Genomic DNA, 15,662 nt, shown 5'->3' with positions numbered 1-15,662 from the left:
GCATTGGACGTATGCAACCGGACCGCCGACCATCGAGGGGTGAGCACCTCCGCCCCCCGCCATACCACCGCCACGCCTCCCGGCCCGGTGGCGTCGGCGTACCTGCCCGGGACGACGGGCTACCGCCGGGTGATGACGGCGATGTTCGCGGCCGGCATGGCCACCTTCGTGCTGCTGTACGACGTCCAGGCGCTGCTGCCCGAGCTGGTCCACGTCTTCGGCGTCTCGCCGACCCACAGCACGCTCGCCCTGTCGCTGACGACGGCCACGCTCGCCGTCACCCTGCTCGTCGCCGGACCGGTGTCCGAGGCCGTCGGGCGCACCCGGCTGGTCCACCTGTCGCTGTGGACGTCAGCCGTGGTGGCCCTGGGGTGCGCCCTCGCTCCGACGTGGGACGTGCTCGTCGGGCTCCGGATGCTGCAGGGCGTCACCCTCGCCGGCCTCCCGGCGGTGGCGACGGCGTACCTGCGCGAGGAGGTGCACCCGTCCGCGCACGGGCGTGCCTTCGGCCTCTACATCGGCGGCACCGCCCTCGGTGGCATGGCGAGCCGGCTGGTCACCGCCCCGATCGCCGACGTGGCCGGGTGGCGGTGGGGGTTGGCGGCCGCGGCCGCCTTCGCCTTCGCGAGCGCGCTCGTCGTGGCGCGGCTGCTGCCGCGGTCGCGGAACTTCGTGGCCAGGCCGGCCGGCCCGTCGGCGGTGCTGTCGATGGCGCGTGGCGCGCTGGCCGATCGTGCGCTGCTGGCCCTCTACGTGCTCGGGGCGTGCGCCGTCGGTTCGCTGGTGGCGGTGTTCAACGCGCTCGGCTTCCGCCTCAGCGCGGCGCCGTACGGCCTCTCGGTCGGCACCATCAGCCTGGTGTTCCTCGTCTACGCGCTGGGCTCGGTGAGCTCCGCGGCGTCCGGACGGGTCGCGGACCGGATCGGCCGCCGGGCGACGATCCCGGCCGGGTGCGCCCTCGCGCTGGCGGGCGTGTGGCTCACGCTGGACGGTTCGCTCCCCCTGGTCGTGCTCGGCATGGCGGTCCTGACCGTCGGGTTCTTCTGCGTGCACGGCCTGGCGAGCGGCTGGGTCACCGCGCGGGCCCACCTCGCCGGGGTGAGCACGGGACAGGCCGCGGCGTTCTACCTGTTCGCCTACTACGTCGGGTCCTCGGTCTTCGGCAACCTCGGCAGCACCGCCTGGACCGTCGCCGGCTGGCCCGGCGTCGTGGCGCTCGCGAGCGCCCTCCTGATGACCGCCGCCGCGATGGTCGGCGTGCTCCGACGCACCCCAGCCCTGCAGGGACAGGTCACTCGCGGCGGGCGGTGATCACCCGGACGTTGCCCTCGTCGTCCGCCACCGAGCCGACCTCGGCCCAGCCCGGGAAGCGGAGCACCCGCTTGTGCCAATAAGGGCCCTGACCGAGGCCGATCTCGAAGCAGAGCCAGCCGCCCGGGCGCAGCCACGTGGGTGCCTCCTGGACCAGCCGGCCGACGATGGACAGCCCGAGGCTGCCGCCGTCGAAGGCGAGCCGCGGCTCGTGCTCGGAGATCTCCGCCGGCATCTCGCCGACCTTGGCCGAGGAGATGTAGGGCGGGTTGCAGATCACCACGTCGGCCGAGCCGTGGAGTTCCTCGGGCAGCGCGTCGAACAGGTCGCCCTCGTGGAGCCGCACCCGGTCCGCCGCGTCGATGAAGACCATGTTGGCCCGGGCCAGGCCGACGGCGGAGGTCGACAGGTCGGCGGCGTGGATGCTCACGCGCGGTGCGGCGGCAGCCACGCCGGCGGCGAGGTTGCCGGCGCCGGTGCACAGGTCGATCACGAGCGAGGCGTCCGTCGCGCGGACCAGGTCGAGCGCGGTCCGGCCGAGGATCTCGGTCTCGATGCGTGGCACCAGCGCCTCCGGACCGGCGAGCAGCTCGACGCCCATGAAGCTCTGCCGCCCGGTCAGGTGCGCGAGCGGCACGCCGGCGACCCGCCGCTCGACGAGGGCGGCCAGCAGCCGCTCGCCCTCGGGCGTGAGGGGGTCGAGGTCTCGCCCGGTCGCGGCGACCACCGACATCGGGGTGCCGGCCGCCGTCGCCCACAACGCCCGCAGCGTCGAGTCCGGCGTCTCCTCCGGGTGGTCCGGGAGGATCGCCACCTCGGCCTCGAGGCGTTCGAGGTGGTGCCGGAAGAGGGCCGGCTCGGTCAGCTCGATGGTGTTCATCCGTCCTCCGTCTGCGTCAGTACGTCGAGGAAGCGGGCCGCGAGCATCGCGGACCCCGCCTGGTTGAGGTGCTCGCGGTCGCCGTCCGCCCAGCCCGTGGCCAGCGACGCGGTGCGCACCCCGTCGGCGCCGGTGCCCTCCGCCGCGGCGATGTCGAACAGGTCGTCGTCGCCGTACGCCTCGCGGACGAGCGCGTTGTAGCGCTCGCGCGCCGCGTTGTCGTCGCCGCGGACGGCGACCTTGAGGTGCTGCTTGATCCCGGACGGCGCTGCCGTGAGCGGGACCGTGGTGTGCAGGAAGCGGACGTCCGGGTGGTCGCGCTCCAGGGCGTCCATCGTGGAGCGGTACGCCGCGAACACCGCGTCGACGTCGGTCTTCGCCGTCACGTCGGTGTAGCAGAGCTTCACCAGGGCCACGTCGACGACGTCGGCCATGCCGGCGCGCATCGTCGCGTCGAAGTTCGCGATCTTGCCGAGCGGGTCGCCGTTGGTCCCGATCTCCGCGTGGACGATCGCTCCTCCCTCGGCCGGGAGCTCCGGCGGAGGCTCGCCGGGAGCGACCTGGACGATCGCCGGACGGGCGACGCCCTGCTCGTCGTAGAGCTGCTCGAGGCCGCCGAGCATGTTCCAGCCGATCGACATGTGGCCGAGGAAGACGCGCTCACCCGCCGCGGCGGCGAGCTCGGGCGGCGGGACGGACTCCACGGCCGTGTCGGGGAAGGGTTCGGGCTCGCGCGGCCCCCATGACCGGGCGAGCACGACGGCGCCGACGGCAGCCACGAGGGCAGCACCGAGCAGCACACGCCTCACGACGGCCGCCTTCATCCCCCTGCGCCCCCCTTCACCCGGCCACGGTAGGAGCGGCACCCGACCGCGACGCCCGCACGCGTCGACCTGACCCATTCTGGGGACGGCGCGTTCCGGGGACGGCGCCGGCGACCTCGCCTACGACGTCCGTTGCCGCGGTGACCGGGGCCCCGGGCCGTCGGGGTGGGAGGCGTCGTAGGCACGGGAGACCTTCTGGGGGACCACCATGCGCCAGGCGTCCACGACGAGCTCGCGGGCCTCGACCGCGTCGAGCTCGGCCAGCGTGGCGTGGACCCAGTTGAACCGCATGTCCGACGCGTCGGGAAGGTGGAAGCGCGGGTCGCTGTCGACCAGCGCCTGTCGCTCCTCCTTGGGGAAGGCGAAGCCCATCACGGTCTCGTCGTGGGAGAAGGCGACGTAGACGATGGAGCCGACCCGGAACTTGAGCCGGCCCCGCACGGTCACCACGTAGGACCGGTCCAGTGCCTCTCCGAGAGGCAGGACGTCGTCGACGACCGCCATCTCCTTCTCCCTCCGCCCGTGCCACCGAGTATCCGCCGATCGACCGACATTGGCGAGCACCAGAAACTAACTAACCAGACAGTTGATAAGTCACCACCGTCCCTCTACCGTGGTCGCACCCGACGGATCCCCCGGAGAGGAACGGCCGATGGCAGGACACCGAGTGAGCGTCAGGCTCACCGTCGACGGCACCGATCGCGAGCTCGACCTCGACCCGCGGGTCACCGTGCTGGACGCCCTGCGCGACGAGCTCGCCGTGACGTCGGTGAAGAAGGGCTGCGACCACGGGCAGTGCGGGGCGTGCACGGTGATCGCCGACGGGAGGCGCATCGTCTCCTGCCTGGCGCTCGCGGCGTCGTACGACGGTGCGGAGGTGACCACCGCGGCAGGCCTCGGCACCGTCGACCGGCTCGGCCCCATGCAGCAGGCCTTCGCCGACCGGGACGCGCTCCAGTGCGGCTACTGCACCCCCGGCCAGGTCTGCTCGGCCGTGGCGATGCTGCAGGAGGCACGCGCCGGGATGCCGAGCCACGTCAGCCGCGACGTCACGGTGACCGAGGTCGACCTCACCGACGAGGAGGTGCGCGAGCGGATGTCGGGCAACCTCTGCCGGTGCGGCGCCTACGTCAACATCGTCGCCGCCATCCAGGACGTCGCGGCCGGAGGTGCGGCGTGAAGCCCTTCGCCTACGAGCGCGCCACCACCGTCGACGACGCCCTCGCGCTCGCCGCGGACGGCGGGGTGTTCCTCGCCGGCGGCACCAACCTGGTCGACCACCTCCGCCTCGGCATCCGGGAGGCCGACCGGCTGGTCGACATCTCGCGCCTGCCGCTGGACGAGGTGACCGAGCGGGATGACGGCGGGCTGGTCATCGGCGCCGGGGTCCGCAACAGCGACCTCGCCGCCCACCCGCTGGTGCGCACCCGCTACCCGTTCGTCACCCAGGCGCTGGTCGCCGGCGCGTCCGGGCAGCTGCGCAACATGGCCACCACCGGCGGCAACCTGCTGCAGCGCACGCGCTGCGTCTACTTCCAGGACCTCACCACGCCCTGCAACAAGCGCGAGCCCGGCGCCGGCTGCTCCGCTCTCGAGGGCTTCGGCCGCTACAACGCGCTCCTCGGCACCTCGGAGCACTGCGTCGCGGTGCATCCGTCCGACCTGTGCGTCCCCCTGGCCGCCCTCGACGCGGAGGTGGTGGTGGCCGGGCCCGCGGGCGAGCGACGCATCCCGTTCGGGGAGCTGCACCGGCTGCCGGGCGATCGGCCCGACCTCGACACCACCCTCGAGCCAGGAGAGCTGGTGCTCGCCGTGGAGCTGCCGCCGCTCGCCATGGCAGTCCGGTCGCGCTACCGCAAGGTGCGCGAGCGGGCGTCGTACGCCTTCGCGCTGGTGTCGGTCGCGGCCGCCCTCGACGTCGAGGACGGCGTCGTGCGCGACGTCCGCCTCGCGCTCGGCGGCGTGTCCCACCGTCCGCACCGGGCGCGGGCCGCCGAGGACGCGCTGCGCGGGCGGCCCGCCACCGAGGCCGAGCTCCGGGCGGCGATCGAGGCCGAGCTCGAGGCCGCGCGGCCCGGACCCCACAACGCGTTCAAGGTCCCGCTGGTGCGCAACACGGTGGTCGACACCCTCGCCCGCCTCGCCGAGGGGAGCGCGGCATGACCACCACCGCGGCGCCCGGCACGGCCGCGGCGCCTCCGGTCGCCGCGATCGGCGCCGACCGGATGCGCGTCGACGCCCCGCTGAAGGTCACCGGCACCGCCCCCTACGCCTACGAGCATCCGGTCGAGGACCCCGCCCACCTCTTCGCGTTGGTCTCCACCATCGCGCGCGGGCGCATCACCCGCATCGACGCAGCGGCGGCACGGGCGCTGCCCGGCGTACGTCTCGTCCTCACTCACGAGAACGCGCCGCGCATCCGGGTGCGGACCGACAGCGCGCTGACCATCCTCCAGTCGACCGAGGTGTCCTACCGCGGCGAGCTCGTCGGCGCCGTCGTCGCAGACTCCCCGCAGGTCGCCCGCGAGGCGGCCGGACTGGTCCGCATCGAGTACGACGAGCAGCCGGCCGAGCTCGGCTTCGGGATCGACGACCCGCGGTCCTACGAGCCGCGTCGGGTCAACGCCTTCCGGCCCGGCGCGCACGAGCGGGGCGACGTCGACGCGGGCCTGCGCGAGGGCATCCGGGTCGATGCCGAGTACACGACGCCGATGGAGTTCCACTCCCCGATCGAGCCGCACGCGGTCACCGCGATCTGGCACGACGCGTCGGCGCTCGACCCCCGCGCCACCCGCCTCACGCTCTACGACACCAACCAGGGCACCGGCCTCCTCGGCGCGCTGCTGGGTCCGGTGCTCGGCCTGCTGCCCGCCCAGCTCGAGGTCGTCTCGCCCTATGTCGGCGGCTCGTTCGGCACCAAGGGCTGGCCGCACCCCCACCTCGTCCTGGTCGCGATGGCCGCCCGCCTGCTGCCCGGCCGGCCGGTGAAGTTCGCGATGACCCGCCAGCAGATGTTCCGCAGCGTGGGCCACCGCCCGGCGAGCGCCCAGCGGGTGCGCGTGTCCGCCGACACCGAGGGCCGGCTCATCGCCCTCGACCACCAGAGCTGGTCGCCGACCGCGCGGGTCAAGACCTACGTCGACCAGACCGTGTCCGCCACCCGCATGATGTACGACGTCCCGCACCTGCGCACCGTCCACCACGCGGTCCGCCAGGACGCCGCGCCCGGCATGTTCATGCGCGCTCCCGGCGAGTTCACCGGGATGTTCGCCCTCGAGACCGCCCTCGACGAGCTCGCGGTCGCGACCGGCGTCGATCCCGTCGAGCTGCGTGTGCGCAACGAGCCCGCGCGCGACCCCGAGAGCGGGAAGCCGTTCAGCACCCGCGACCTCGTCGGCTGCCTCACCGAGGGCGCCGCCAGGTTCGGCTGGGCCGACCGCACGCCGCCGGGTGAGCACCGCGACGGCGAGTGGCGGGTCGGGCTCGGCGTCGCGAGCGCGGCGTACCCGAACCAGCACTTCGTGCCGAACCGGGCCGGCATCCGCTACTCCGGTGGCCGCTGGACGGTGGAGCTGCAGGCCAGCGACATCGGCACCGGCACCTGGACGATCCTCCCGCAGATCGCCGCCGACACCCTCGGCGTGCCCGTCGACCTGGTGGACGCCGAGATCGGGCACACCGGGCTGCCGTGGGCGATCATGGCCGGCGGCTCGGTCGGGACCTACGACTGGGGCGATGCCGTGGTCGCGGCCGCCACGAGGTTCCGCCGGCGGCATGGCGAGTCCCCGCGCGAGGGTGCGCACGAGACCGCCACGGGCCGGCTCCCGCGGGGGGCGCGCGGCTACTCTCGGCACTCCTTCGGTGCCCACTTCGCACAGGTCCGGGTGAGCACGGTGACCGGTGAGGTGCGCGTCGACCGGATGCTCGGCGTCTTCGCCGCGGGCCGGATCATCAACCCGCGCACCGCGCGCAGCCAGCTGATCGGGGGCATGACGATGGGCCTGTCCGCGGCGCTCCACGAGGAGGGATTCCTCGACGGACGTTTCGGCCACGTCGTCAACGGCGACCTCGCCGGGTACCACGTCGCGGCGCACGCGGACGTCGTCGACCTGGAGGCGGTGACCCTGGAGGAGCACGACCCGTGGTTCGGGCGGACCGGCGCGAAGGGCATCGGCGAGCTCGGCATCGTCGGGGTCCCGGCCGCGATCGGCAACGCCGTCTTCAACGCGACGGGCACGCGCCTGCGCGACCTCCCCTTCACGCCCGACCGGCTCTTCGCCGCCTGGGAGGCGCCCTCGCCGGGGTGAGGTGGAGGCCGGCCGCCCTGCCTAGCGTGGGGTCGTCCGCGCCAGCCGCCCAGCCTCAGGAGGAGCCGTGCCCCACCAGCCGCCGAAGGACGTGCAGGAGGCGGCGCAGCGCGCCGTGCGGTGGATCGAGGACGGCAGGGCCGGCAAGGGCTTCACCGACGTCGGCTGCCAGCGTGCCCACCAGCTCGCCAAGGGTGCCGACGTCAGCGACGCCGACGTGAAGAAGATGCAGGCCTACTTCGCGCGGCACACCGTCGACAAGGACGCCGAGGGCTTCACCCGGGGCGGCGACGGCTTCCCCTCCCCGGGGCGCGTCGCGTGGGACGCCTGGGGCGGCGACGCGGGCGAGCGGTGGGTCGGGACCATCGACGTCGACTGACTCCGGCCCGGGAGCGGGCAGAGCCCTTCGGGTGAGCCGTCGCGCTGGCGCGTCACCTAGGGTGCGAGCGAGATGACGACCCAGACCCTGCCCGCCTCGCCCGTGCTGACGCTCACCTACACCAGCTCGGCGCGCGAGCTGTTCTCCATCGACGAGCTCGTCGAGCTGGTCGAGCACACCCGCCGCAAGAACGAGCGGCTCGGCGTCTCGGGGCTGCTGCTCTACAGCGGCGGCAACGTGATCCAGACGCTCGAGGGGGAGCCGGAGACGGTCGACTCGCTGTTCTGGACGATCGCCGACGACCCGCGCCACACCGACGTACGCCTGCTGGAGCGGCGCGGGCGCGACGACCGCGCGTTCGCCACCTGGTCGATGGGCTTCCGTCACCTGACCGCGCGCGAGATCGCCGACACCGCGGGCTACACCGCGTTCGTGCGGCACTCCGTGGGCCGCGACCTCGACACGCACCAGGAGTCGGCCTTCGAGCTGCTCGAGAGGTTCCGCGCCACCGCTGTCTGAGCAGGACGCGGTGCGCCAGACTGGGGGCGTGCGGCTCCCCGACCCGGCCCTGGTGGTGCTGGTCGGCGCCTCGGGCTCGGGCAAGTCGACGTGGGCCGCGACGCGCTTCCGCGACCAGGAGGTGGTGTCCTCCGACGCGCTGCGCGGAGTGGTCGGCAGCGGTCCGCACGACCTCGACGCGTCAGCCGACGCCTTCGCGGTGCTCGAGACCGTCGTCGCCGCGCGCCTCGGCCGCAGGCTCACCACCGTCGTCGACACCCTCGGCCTCGACGCGGTCCGTCGCCGGGCCTGGCTCGCCGCGGCCCGGACGGCCGGGCTCCCGGCCGTGGCGGTCCTGCTCGACACCCCGGACGCCGAGTGCCGGCGCCGCAACACGGCCCGCGACCGCCCGGTCCCGGCCCCGGCCCTCGCGGGCCAGCTGCGCTCCGTGCGGGAGGTCGGTGCCCTGCTCGACGCCGAGGGCTGGGACCTGGTCGTCCGCGTCGCGGTCGAGGCGGACCGGGTCGAGGCGGCGCCCGCACCGCGGACCGATCCACCGCCGGACCGCACGTCGAGCCTGGGCCTGCGCGCGGTGCTGCAGGTCTCGCGGTTCCCCTGGGGCGAGGACCCGCTGGCGTGGTTGGCCGGCATCGCCCGCGCCGCGGACGAGGCGGGCTTCGCCGGGCTGGCGCTGATGGACCACCTCGTGCAGGTGCCGCAGGTCGGCCGGGCCTGGGAGCCGATCCCCGAGCCGTGGGTGACGCTGGGCGCGGTCGCCGCGCTCGGCACCGGCCTCGAGCTCGGCACCCTCTGCACGCCGGTCACCTTCCGGCCCGCCGGTGTCACCGCCAAGGCCGCCGCCACCTTGTCGGCGCTCACGGGCGGCCGCGCCTTCGTCGGGATCGGCGCAGGCTGGTGGGAGCGGGAGCACACGGCGTACGGCATCGGGTTCCCGTCCGCGCGCGAGCGGCTCGACCTGCTCGAGCGGTCGATCGTCACGATGCGCGCGCTGTGGGCACCCGGCACGAAGGCCTACGACGCGCACGGCGTCAGCCTCAGCGAGACCACCTGCTACCCGCGCCCCGCCGGGCCGGTCCGCGTCGTCGTCGGCGGCTCCGGCGAGCGGCGCACGCTGCGCATCGCCGCCCGGCACGGCGACGCCTGCAACCTGCGCACCGCCGACGAGGACGAGCTGCGGCGCCTGGTCGGCGTGCTCCACGCGCACTGCGACGACGTCGGCCGGGACCGCGACGAGGTCGAGGTCACCGTCCTCGACCTGCCCGTCGTGGGCCGCGACCGCGACGACGTGTGGGCGCGCGTCGAGCGCCACCGCGGTCGCACCGCCGCCGCGACGTACGCCGCCCGCACGCACGCGGGGACCGTGGCCGACCACCGGGACCGCTGGGCCCGCCTCGCCGGGCTGGGCGTGCGCACGGTCTTCCTGGCCACGCCGGACCTCGACCGGCCCGAGGACGTCCTCGACCTGGCCGGGCTCACCGTCTGAGCGCACGTCCCGACCGGGGTACTAGCACCATCGGACAGGTCGCGGGGCCGCTCGGTCCCGGGTGAGGCTGGAGCCCTCACCTGAGGAGGACCCCATGAAGACCACCCCGAACCCCCGCCACCCGCTCTCCCGGATCGCCACCGCCGCGGCCCTGGGCCTCGCGCCCCTCGTCGTCGCGGCCACCCCCGCCCATGCCGGCGGGGCTGCAGCCACGCTCCACTCCGGCGATGACGACGACCGCGTCATCACGACCGGCTCCTGCTCGGCCGGTGCCCGCTGGAAGCTCAAGGTCAAGACCGACGACGGCCGCCTCGAGGTGGAGGGCGAGGTCGACACCAACCGGGCCGGTCAGGCCTGGGCCTGGACGCTGCGGCACAACGGCTCGGTCAGCGCCCGCGGCACCTCCACCACGACCGCGCGCAGCGGCTCGTTCGAGGTCGAGCGCAGGATCGTGGACCTCGCCGGCACCGACCGGGTCGTGTTCCGCGCGACGTACGCCGGTCAGACGTGCCGGGGTGTGGTCAACTTCTGATCCGATCACGACCGACGACCTCGGAGGAGGTCCCGTGCGCTGGCTGACGAGTCCCGTGGTGCAGTTCCTGGCCGCGGGACTCGTCGCGCTCGCGATCGTGGTCCTGGCGACCAGCGCCCTGAGCCGCGACGCCGCCGACGAGGAGGCGATCCACGACGCGCGCGTCCTCACGACCGTGCTGGGCCGGTCGGTGGCGCAGCCCGCCGTCCCCCGCGGGCTGGTCGACGGCAGGGCGTCCGCGATCGACCGGATGGACCAGCACGTGCTCGACCGGCTGCTGGTCGGCGACGTGCGCCGCATCAAGATCTGGGCCGCCGACGGCACCGTGCTCTACAGCGACCGCACCGAGCTCATCGGCGCCAGCTACCCGCTCGACGACGAGGAGCTCGAGGCCCTCGAGGACGGGGGCACCGACGCCGAGCTCTCCGACCTCGCGAAGCCGGAGAACCGCTTCGAGCGGGGGCTCGGTGGCGACCTGCTGGAGGTCTACACGCGGATCACCTCCCCCGAGGGCGAGCCGCTGCTCTTCGAGGCCTATTTCACCAGCGACCAGATCGACCGGCAGCGCGAGGAGGTCCTCGACCGGTTCCTGCCGATCTCCGTCGGCGCGCTGGTCGGCCTGATGCTCCTCACGGCGCCGCTCGTCCTGCTGCTCACCCGCCGCCTCGACCGCGGGGCACGCGAGCGCGAGGACCTGCTCCGGGCGGCGGTGCGCGCCTCCGACGCCGAGCGGCTCCGCATCGCCCGCGACCTCCACGACGGCGTCGTGCAGGACCTGGCCGGGTCGTCGTACGCCCTCTCGACCGTCGCCGCCCGACCTGCGGTCGACGCGGCGACCCGCGAGGAGCTCGACGGGGTGGGCCGCTCGCTGCGCACGAGCATGCGCTCCCTGCGCTCGCTGCTTGTCGAGATCTACCCGCCCGACCTGCACACGGGCGGGCTCGCCGCGGCGCTGCACGACGTGGTCGCCCCGCTCGCCGCGGCCGGGATCGCGGTCGACATCGACGTCAGCGGCGAGGAGTCCGCGAGCGAGGACGCGGTCGCCCTCGCCTGGCGGGTCGCCCAGGAGGGCGTGCGCAACGTCGTGCACCATGCGGACGCCTCGCGCGTCTCGGTCACCGTGCACCGTGAGGAGGGCCAGCTGGTGGTGGAGGTCGTCGACGACGGGCGCGGGTTCGAGCCCTCGGCAGGCGCGGCGGAGGGTCACTTCGGCCTGCGCACGCTCGAGGGCCTGGTCCGCGAGTCTGGCGGGACGCTGGAGGCCGAGTCGGCCCCCGGAGAGGGGACCACGCTCCGGATGGAGGTGCCGGCCCGATGATCCGGGTGGTGGTGGCCGACGACCACGCCGTCGTGCGCAGCGGGCTCACCGGCCTGATCGCGGCCACGGACGACCTCGAGGTGGTGGGCGTCGCGGCCAACGGCAGGGAGGCCGTCGAGCAGGTACGCCGGCACCGCCCCGACGTCGCGCTGATGGACCTCCAGATGCCCGACGTCGACGGCGTCGAGGCGACGCGCACGATCGTGGGCGAGGGACTCGGCGCCGAGGTCCTGGTCCTGACGACCTTCTCCGACCAGGCGCGCATCCACGCCGCCATCGACGCCGGTGCGGTGGGCTACCTCCTCAAGGACGCCGAGCCCGACGTCCTCCTCGACGGGATCCGTGCCGTGGCCCGGGGGGAGTCGCCGATCGACCCCCGGGCGGCGCGACACCTGCTCGGTGCGCGGGCGGTCGCCCAGGGCGGCGGGGCCGTGGCCGAGCTGTCGCCCCGCGAGGCCGAGGTGCTGCGTCTCGTGGTCGAGGGCCTGCTCAACAAGCAGATCGCCCAGCGGCTCGGGGTCACCGAGCGCACCGTGAAGGCGCACCTCACCTCCGCATACCAGCGCATCGGCGTCGCCGACCGGACGCAGGCGGCGCTGTGGGCGCAGCGCCACGGGTTGGTGGACCCCTCGTAGTGTCGCTCGTATGAAGACACGCACTCTCGGAACCACCCAGGTCGGCGCCATCGGCCTGGGCCTGATGACCTTCGACCAGACCGGCACCCAGCCGCGCCAGCAGCTCCTCGACACCGTCACTGCCGCCCTCGACGCCGGTGTGACCCTGTTCGACACCGCGGACGCCTACGGCCCCGGCGACGAGAAGGGAGCCGACGCGCAGGGCGAGAACGAGCGCCTGATCGCCTCGATCCTCGACGAGCTCGGCGTCCGTGACCGGGTCTTCCTCGCCACCAAGGGCGGGCACGTCCGCACCGACGGCGGCCGGTGGGAGACCGACAGCTCGGCCGACCACCTGCGCCGGGCGGTCGACGACAGCCTCCAGCGGCTCGGGGTCGAGCAGCTCTCGCTCTGGCAGCACCACCGGCCCGACCCGAAGGTCCCCTACGACGAGGTGATCGGCACGATCAAGGAGATCGCCGACAGCGGCAAGGTCGCCCACGTCGGCCTCTCCAACGCGGACCCGCAGCAGATCCGCGACGCGCACGCGGTGCTCGGCGACCGCCTGGTCAGCGTGCAGAACCAGTTCTCGCCGGCCTTCCGCAGCTCGCGCCCCGAGATCGACGTGTGCGAGGAGCTCGGGCTGGCCTTCCTGCCGTGGAGCCCGCTCGGCGGCCTGTCCGACGCCAAGGAGCTCGCCGGGAAGCACCCGGCCTTCGCGCGGATCGCCGAGGAGCGCGGGGTGAGCGCCCAGCAGGTCGCGCTCGCGTGGGAGCTGGCCCAGTCGCCCGTCGTGATCCCGATCCCCGGCGCGAAGCGCCCGTCGTCGATCACCGACTCGGCCGCCGCCGCGGACCTCGAGCTCACGGCCGACGAGCTGGCCGCCCTCGACGCGAGCTGACCGTGGCCCGCCCGCTGGTGGCCCGTGCGGTCGACGCCGCGCTGGACCGCTCCGTGGTCCTGGGCTACACCACGATCGGGCTCGCGGTCCGTCGCGCCCTCCCGGGTTGGCCGCCCGACCCGCGGCCCGGGGTGCTCGCCGGACGGCAGGTGCTCGTCACCGGTGCCAGCTCGGGCCTGGGCACAGCGACCGTCGAGGGCCTCGCGGACCTCGGGGCGACCGTCCACCTGCTCGTCCGCGACGAGGCCAAGGGGGCGGCCGTCGCCGGCCGGATCCGGGCCGCGCGGCCCGGGTCGGAGCTGCGGCTGTGGCGGTGCGACGTGGCCGACCTCGACGACGTACGTCGCTTCGCGCGGGCGTTCGCCGCGGAGGTCGCCCAGCTGCACGCCGTCGTCCACAACGCCGGGGTGATGCCACCCACCCGCACCGAGTCCCCGCAGGGGCACGAGCTCAGCATGGCCGTGCACCTCGTGGGCCCGGTCGTGATGACCGAGGCGTTGCGCGGCGTCCTCGCCGGCGGCCGCGTGGTCCTGGTGAGCAGCGGCGGCATGTACGCCCAGCGCCTGCGGGCCGACGACCCGGAGCTCGTGCGCGACGACTACTCGCCCACGACGGCGTACGCCCGCTCCAAGCGGTGGCAGGTCGAGATGGCGCCGCTCCTCGCCGAACGCTGGGCGGCCGACGGCATCACGGTCGCCACCCTGCACCCGGGTTGGGCCGACACCCCCGGCGTGCAGGAGTCGCTGCCGCGGTTCCGGACGCTCACCCGGCCGGTGCTGCGCGACGACCGGCAGGGTGCGGACACCAGCGTGTGGCTCGCGGCGGTCGAGCCACCGCCGCCCACCGGTCGGTTCTGGCACGACCGCGTCGAGCGTCCGACCAGCCTGCTCCCCGCGACGCGCCCGGACCGGGCGACCCGCGACCGGGCTTGGGCCTGGCTGCGGCAGGTTACCGACCTCACCTGACCGCCCCACCCCGGACCGGGAGCCGCATAGGGTGGCGCGCGTGCTGAGCCTGCAGATCGACGACGCCACGCTGACCGACCTCGAGCCCTGGCACGCCGAGGAGCTCGCCGCGATGATGCGGGCGCACGGCGCCGACTTCTACGAGTGGCTGCCGTGGGAGGGGTTCGAGCAGGCCGACGCCGCGCGCGGCTTCCTCGAGGGCTTCGCGAAGTCGCGTGCCGAGGGCCGCCGCATCCACGGCATCCGGGTCCGCGACGAGCTGGTCGGTGCCACCCTGGTGCCGAGCTTCAACGCCCGCACGCGGACCGCGGAGATCGGGGTCCTGCTCGCCGCGCCCGCCCGCGGCCGCGGCATCGTGACGCGTGCGGTCGCCGCCATGCTCGACTGGGCCTTCGTCGAGCGGGACGTCCACCGCGTCGAGTGGAAGTGCGCCTCCGGCAACGAGCCGAGCCGCCGGGTGGCGCAGCGGCTCGGGTTCACGCACGAGGGCACGCTGCGCGAGGCCTTCCCGGTGCGCGAGGAGCGCCAGGACCTCGAGGTGTGGTCCCTGCTCGCCCGCGAGTGGGACGGCCTCCCGCCGCGCCCCCACCCGGGTATCTAGGGACGTTCTGGTAGCCCGGAGGGGTCCAGGAACGACCAGGACGTCCCTAGATACCGACGAATCGGCCCCGCGACAAACTTGACTGGTTCAAGAAAAGGGGGCAGGGTGGCGGTGATGGAGGACAACGAGTTCGAGCGCCTGCTCCGCGCCGCGGACCTGCGGGTCACCCGGCCGCGACTGGCCGTCCTGCGTGCCGTACGACGGCAGCCGCACGCCGACACCGGCAGCGTGCTCACCGCCGTCCGGGCCGAGGAGCCGACCGTCTCCCACCAGGCCGTGTACGACGTCCTCGGCGCGCTCACCGACGCCGGGATCGTGCGCCGCATCCAGCCGGCCGGCTCCGTCGCGCGCTACGAGCTGCGCGTCGGCGACAACCACCACCACGTCGTGTGCCGCTCCTGCGGTGCGGTCGCCGACGTCGACTGCGCGGTCGGCCACACCCCGTGCCTCACCGCCTCCGACTCCCACGGCTTCGTCATCGACGAGGCCGAGGTGACCTACTGGGGCACCTGCTCCGCCTGCTCCACCCGCTCCTCCACCCGCTCGTGACACCGATCGCCATCCCGGAAGGAAAGCCATGACCGACAGCCAGGACAACCCCGCACCCGAGAGCCCCCAGGGGGTGGACCGCAAGGCCGAGTCCGGGTGCCCCGTGATGCACGACTCCGCGACCGCACAGGGGAGCGAGAGTGAGAACCCGGTGATCGACTCGCCGACCCCGGACACCGGACACCGTCCGCGCACCAACAAGGACTGGTGGCCCAACAGCCTCGACCTGTCCCCCCTGCGGTCGCAGTCCTCCAAGAGCAACCCCCTCGGCCCGGACTTCGACTACTCGGAGGAGTTCAAGAAGCTCGACCTCTCCGAGCTGCGCCGCGACATCGTCTCGGTCCTCAACACCTCGCAGGACTGGTGGCCCGCCGACTTCGGCCACTACGGCGGCCTCTTCATCCGGATGAGCTGGCACGCCGCCGGCACCTACCGGATCTTCGACGGCCGCGGCGGCGCCGGTGAGGGCTCGCAGCGCT

17 protein-coding genes and 1 pseudogene are annotated in these 15,662 nt (G+C 74.2%); 15 read left to right on the top strand and 3 right to left on the bottom strand.

The genetic code is table 11. The features are described from left to right. Nucleotides 1-39 precede the first annotated feature (39 nt). Entirely contained in the window at nucleotides 40-1,311 is a 1,272-nt protein-coding gene (locus Q9S36_RS47635) for an MFS transporter (RefSeq protein ID WP_311291746.1), read from the top strand. On the opposite strand, the gene Q9S36_RS47630 is transcribed toward Q9S36_RS47635, so the two are convergent. The 3 genes from Q9S36_RS47630 to Q9S36_RS47620 all read right to left on the bottom strand — a co-directional run bounded on the left by Q9S36_RS47630 (nucleotide 1,292) and on the right by Q9S36_RS47620 (nucleotide 3,519). Next, nucleotides 1,292-2,191, bottom strand: a complete 900-nt coding sequence (locus tag Q9S36_RS47630) for a HemK family protein methyltransferase (protein ID WP_311291744.1) — start codon at nucleotides 2,189-2,191, stop codon at nucleotides 1,292-1,294. The genes Q9S36_RS47635 and Q9S36_RS47630 overlap by 20 nt on opposite strands. Next, nucleotides 2,188-3,000: a hypothetical protein gene (locus tag Q9S36_RS47625; protein WP_311291743.1), complete on the bottom strand. Its 813-nt coding sequence runs from the start codon at nucleotides 2,998-3,000 to the stop codon at nucleotides 2,188-2,190. Before Q9S36_RS47625 ends, Q9S36_RS47630 begins: the two co-directional genes overlap by 4 nt. A gap of 135 nt (nucleotides 3,001-3,135) precedes the next feature. Then, nucleotides 3,136-3,519, bottom strand: coding sequence for a hypothetical protein (locus Q9S36_RS47620; RefSeq protein WP_311291742.1), 384 nt, complete (start codon nucleotides 3,517-3,519; stop codon nucleotides 3,136-3,138). A gap of 148 nt (nucleotides 3,520-3,667) precedes the next feature. On the opposite strand from Q9S36_RS47620, the gene Q9S36_RS47615 reads away from it, so the two are divergent. The 14 genes and pseudogenes from Q9S36_RS47615 to Q9S36_RS47550 form a co-directional block, all read left to right on the top strand. Next, nucleotides 3,668-4,195 carry a 2Fe-2S iron-sulfur cluster-binding protein gene (locus Q9S36_RS47615; RefSeq protein ID WP_311291741.1) on the top strand — a complete coding sequence of 176 codons (528 nt, stop codon included), beginning with the start codon at nucleotides 3,668-3,670 and terminating at the stop codon, nucleotides 4,193-4,195. Continuing rightward, nucleotides 4,192-5,178, top strand: coding sequence for a xanthine dehydrogenase family protein subunit M (locus Q9S36_RS47610; protein ID WP_311291740.1), 987 nt, complete (start codon nucleotides 4,192-4,194; stop codon nucleotides 5,176-5,178). Before Q9S36_RS47615 ends, Q9S36_RS47610 begins: the two co-directional genes overlap by 4 nt. Continuing rightward, nucleotides 5,175-7,322 (top strand): xanthine dehydrogenase family protein molybdopterin-binding subunit, encoded by a 2,148-nt coding sequence (locus tag Q9S36_RS47605; RefSeq protein WP_311291739.1) that lies wholly within the window; start codon nucleotides 5,175-5,177, stop codon nucleotides 7,320-7,322. The genes Q9S36_RS47610 and Q9S36_RS47605 overlap by 4 nt, the downstream gene beginning before the upstream one ends. Before the next feature lie 67 nt (nucleotides 7,323-7,389). Beyond that, a complete protein-coding gene (locus Q9S36_RS47600; RefSeq protein WP_311291738.1) occupies nucleotides 7,390-7,701 on the top strand; it encodes a hypothetical protein in 312 nt (103 codons plus the stop codon). A 72-nt stretch (nucleotides 7,702-7,773) separates the two neighbouring features. Then, nucleotides 7,774-8,220 carry a BLUF domain-containing protein gene (locus Q9S36_RS47595; protein WP_311291737.1) on the top strand — a complete coding sequence of 149 codons (447 nt, stop codon included), beginning with the start codon at nucleotides 7,774-7,776 and terminating at the stop codon, nucleotides 8,218-8,220. A 28-nt stretch (nucleotides 8,221-8,248) separates the two neighbouring features. Beyond that, nucleotides 8,249-9,703: an LLM class flavin-dependent oxidoreductase gene (locus tag Q9S36_RS47590; RefSeq protein ID WP_311291736.1), complete on the top strand. Its 1,455-nt coding sequence runs from the start codon at nucleotides 8,249-8,251 to the stop codon at nucleotides 9,701-9,703. Between the two features lie 94 nt (nucleotides 9,704-9,797). Beyond that, nucleotides 9,798-10,235, top strand: a complete 438-nt coding sequence (locus Q9S36_RS47585) for a hypothetical protein (RefSeq protein ID WP_311291735.1) — start codon at nucleotides 9,798-9,800, stop codon at nucleotides 10,233-10,235. Between the two features lie 34 nt (nucleotides 10,236-10,269). Next, nucleotides 10,270-11,553, top strand: a complete 1,284-nt coding sequence (locus Q9S36_RS47580) for a sensor histidine kinase (protein WP_311291734.1) — start codon at nucleotides 10,270-10,272, stop codon at nucleotides 11,551-11,553. After that, complete coding sequence (locus Q9S36_RS47575; protein ID WP_311291733.1) at nucleotides 11,550-12,188, top strand: response regulator transcription factor; 639 nt, start codon at nucleotides 11,550-11,552, stop codon at nucleotides 12,186-12,188. The genes Q9S36_RS47580 and Q9S36_RS47575 overlap by 4 nt, the downstream gene beginning before the upstream one ends. A gap of 10 nt (nucleotides 12,189-12,198) precedes the next feature. After that, on the top strand, nucleotides 12,199-13,068 hold the full coding sequence (locus tag Q9S36_RS47570) for an aldo/keto reductase (protein ID WP_311291732.1): 870 nt from the start codon (nucleotides 12,199-12,201) through the stop codon (nucleotides 13,066-13,068). A 2-nt stretch (nucleotides 13,069-13,070) separates the two neighbouring features. Further along, entirely contained in the window at nucleotides 13,071-14,033 is a 963-nt protein-coding gene (locus Q9S36_RS47565) for an SDR family NAD(P)-dependent oxidoreductase (RefSeq protein ID WP_311291731.1), read from the top strand. A 40-nt stretch (nucleotides 14,034-14,073) separates the two neighbouring features. Further along, entirely contained in the window at nucleotides 14,074-14,634 is a 561-nt protein-coding gene (locus tag Q9S36_RS47560; protein ID WP_311291730.1) for a GNAT family protein, read from the top strand. Nucleotides 14,635-14,748: 114 nt separating this feature from the next. Further along, on the top strand, nucleotides 14,749-15,183 hold the full coding sequence (locus tag Q9S36_RS47555; protein ID WP_311291729.1) for a Fur family transcriptional regulator: 435 nt from the start codon (nucleotides 14,749-14,751) through the stop codon (nucleotides 15,181-15,183). A gap of 28 nt (nucleotides 15,184-15,211) precedes the next feature. Continuing rightward, nucleotides 15,212-15,662 (top strand): annotated as a pseudogene (locus Q9S36_RS47550) (catalase-peroxidase); the annotation flags it as partial.

The sequence above is a fragment of the Microbacterium sp. ARD31 genome, from assembly GCF_031844425.1.
Note: the sequence above shows the minus strand (reverse complement) of the source record. Positions and strands in the feature narration are given on the sequence as shown.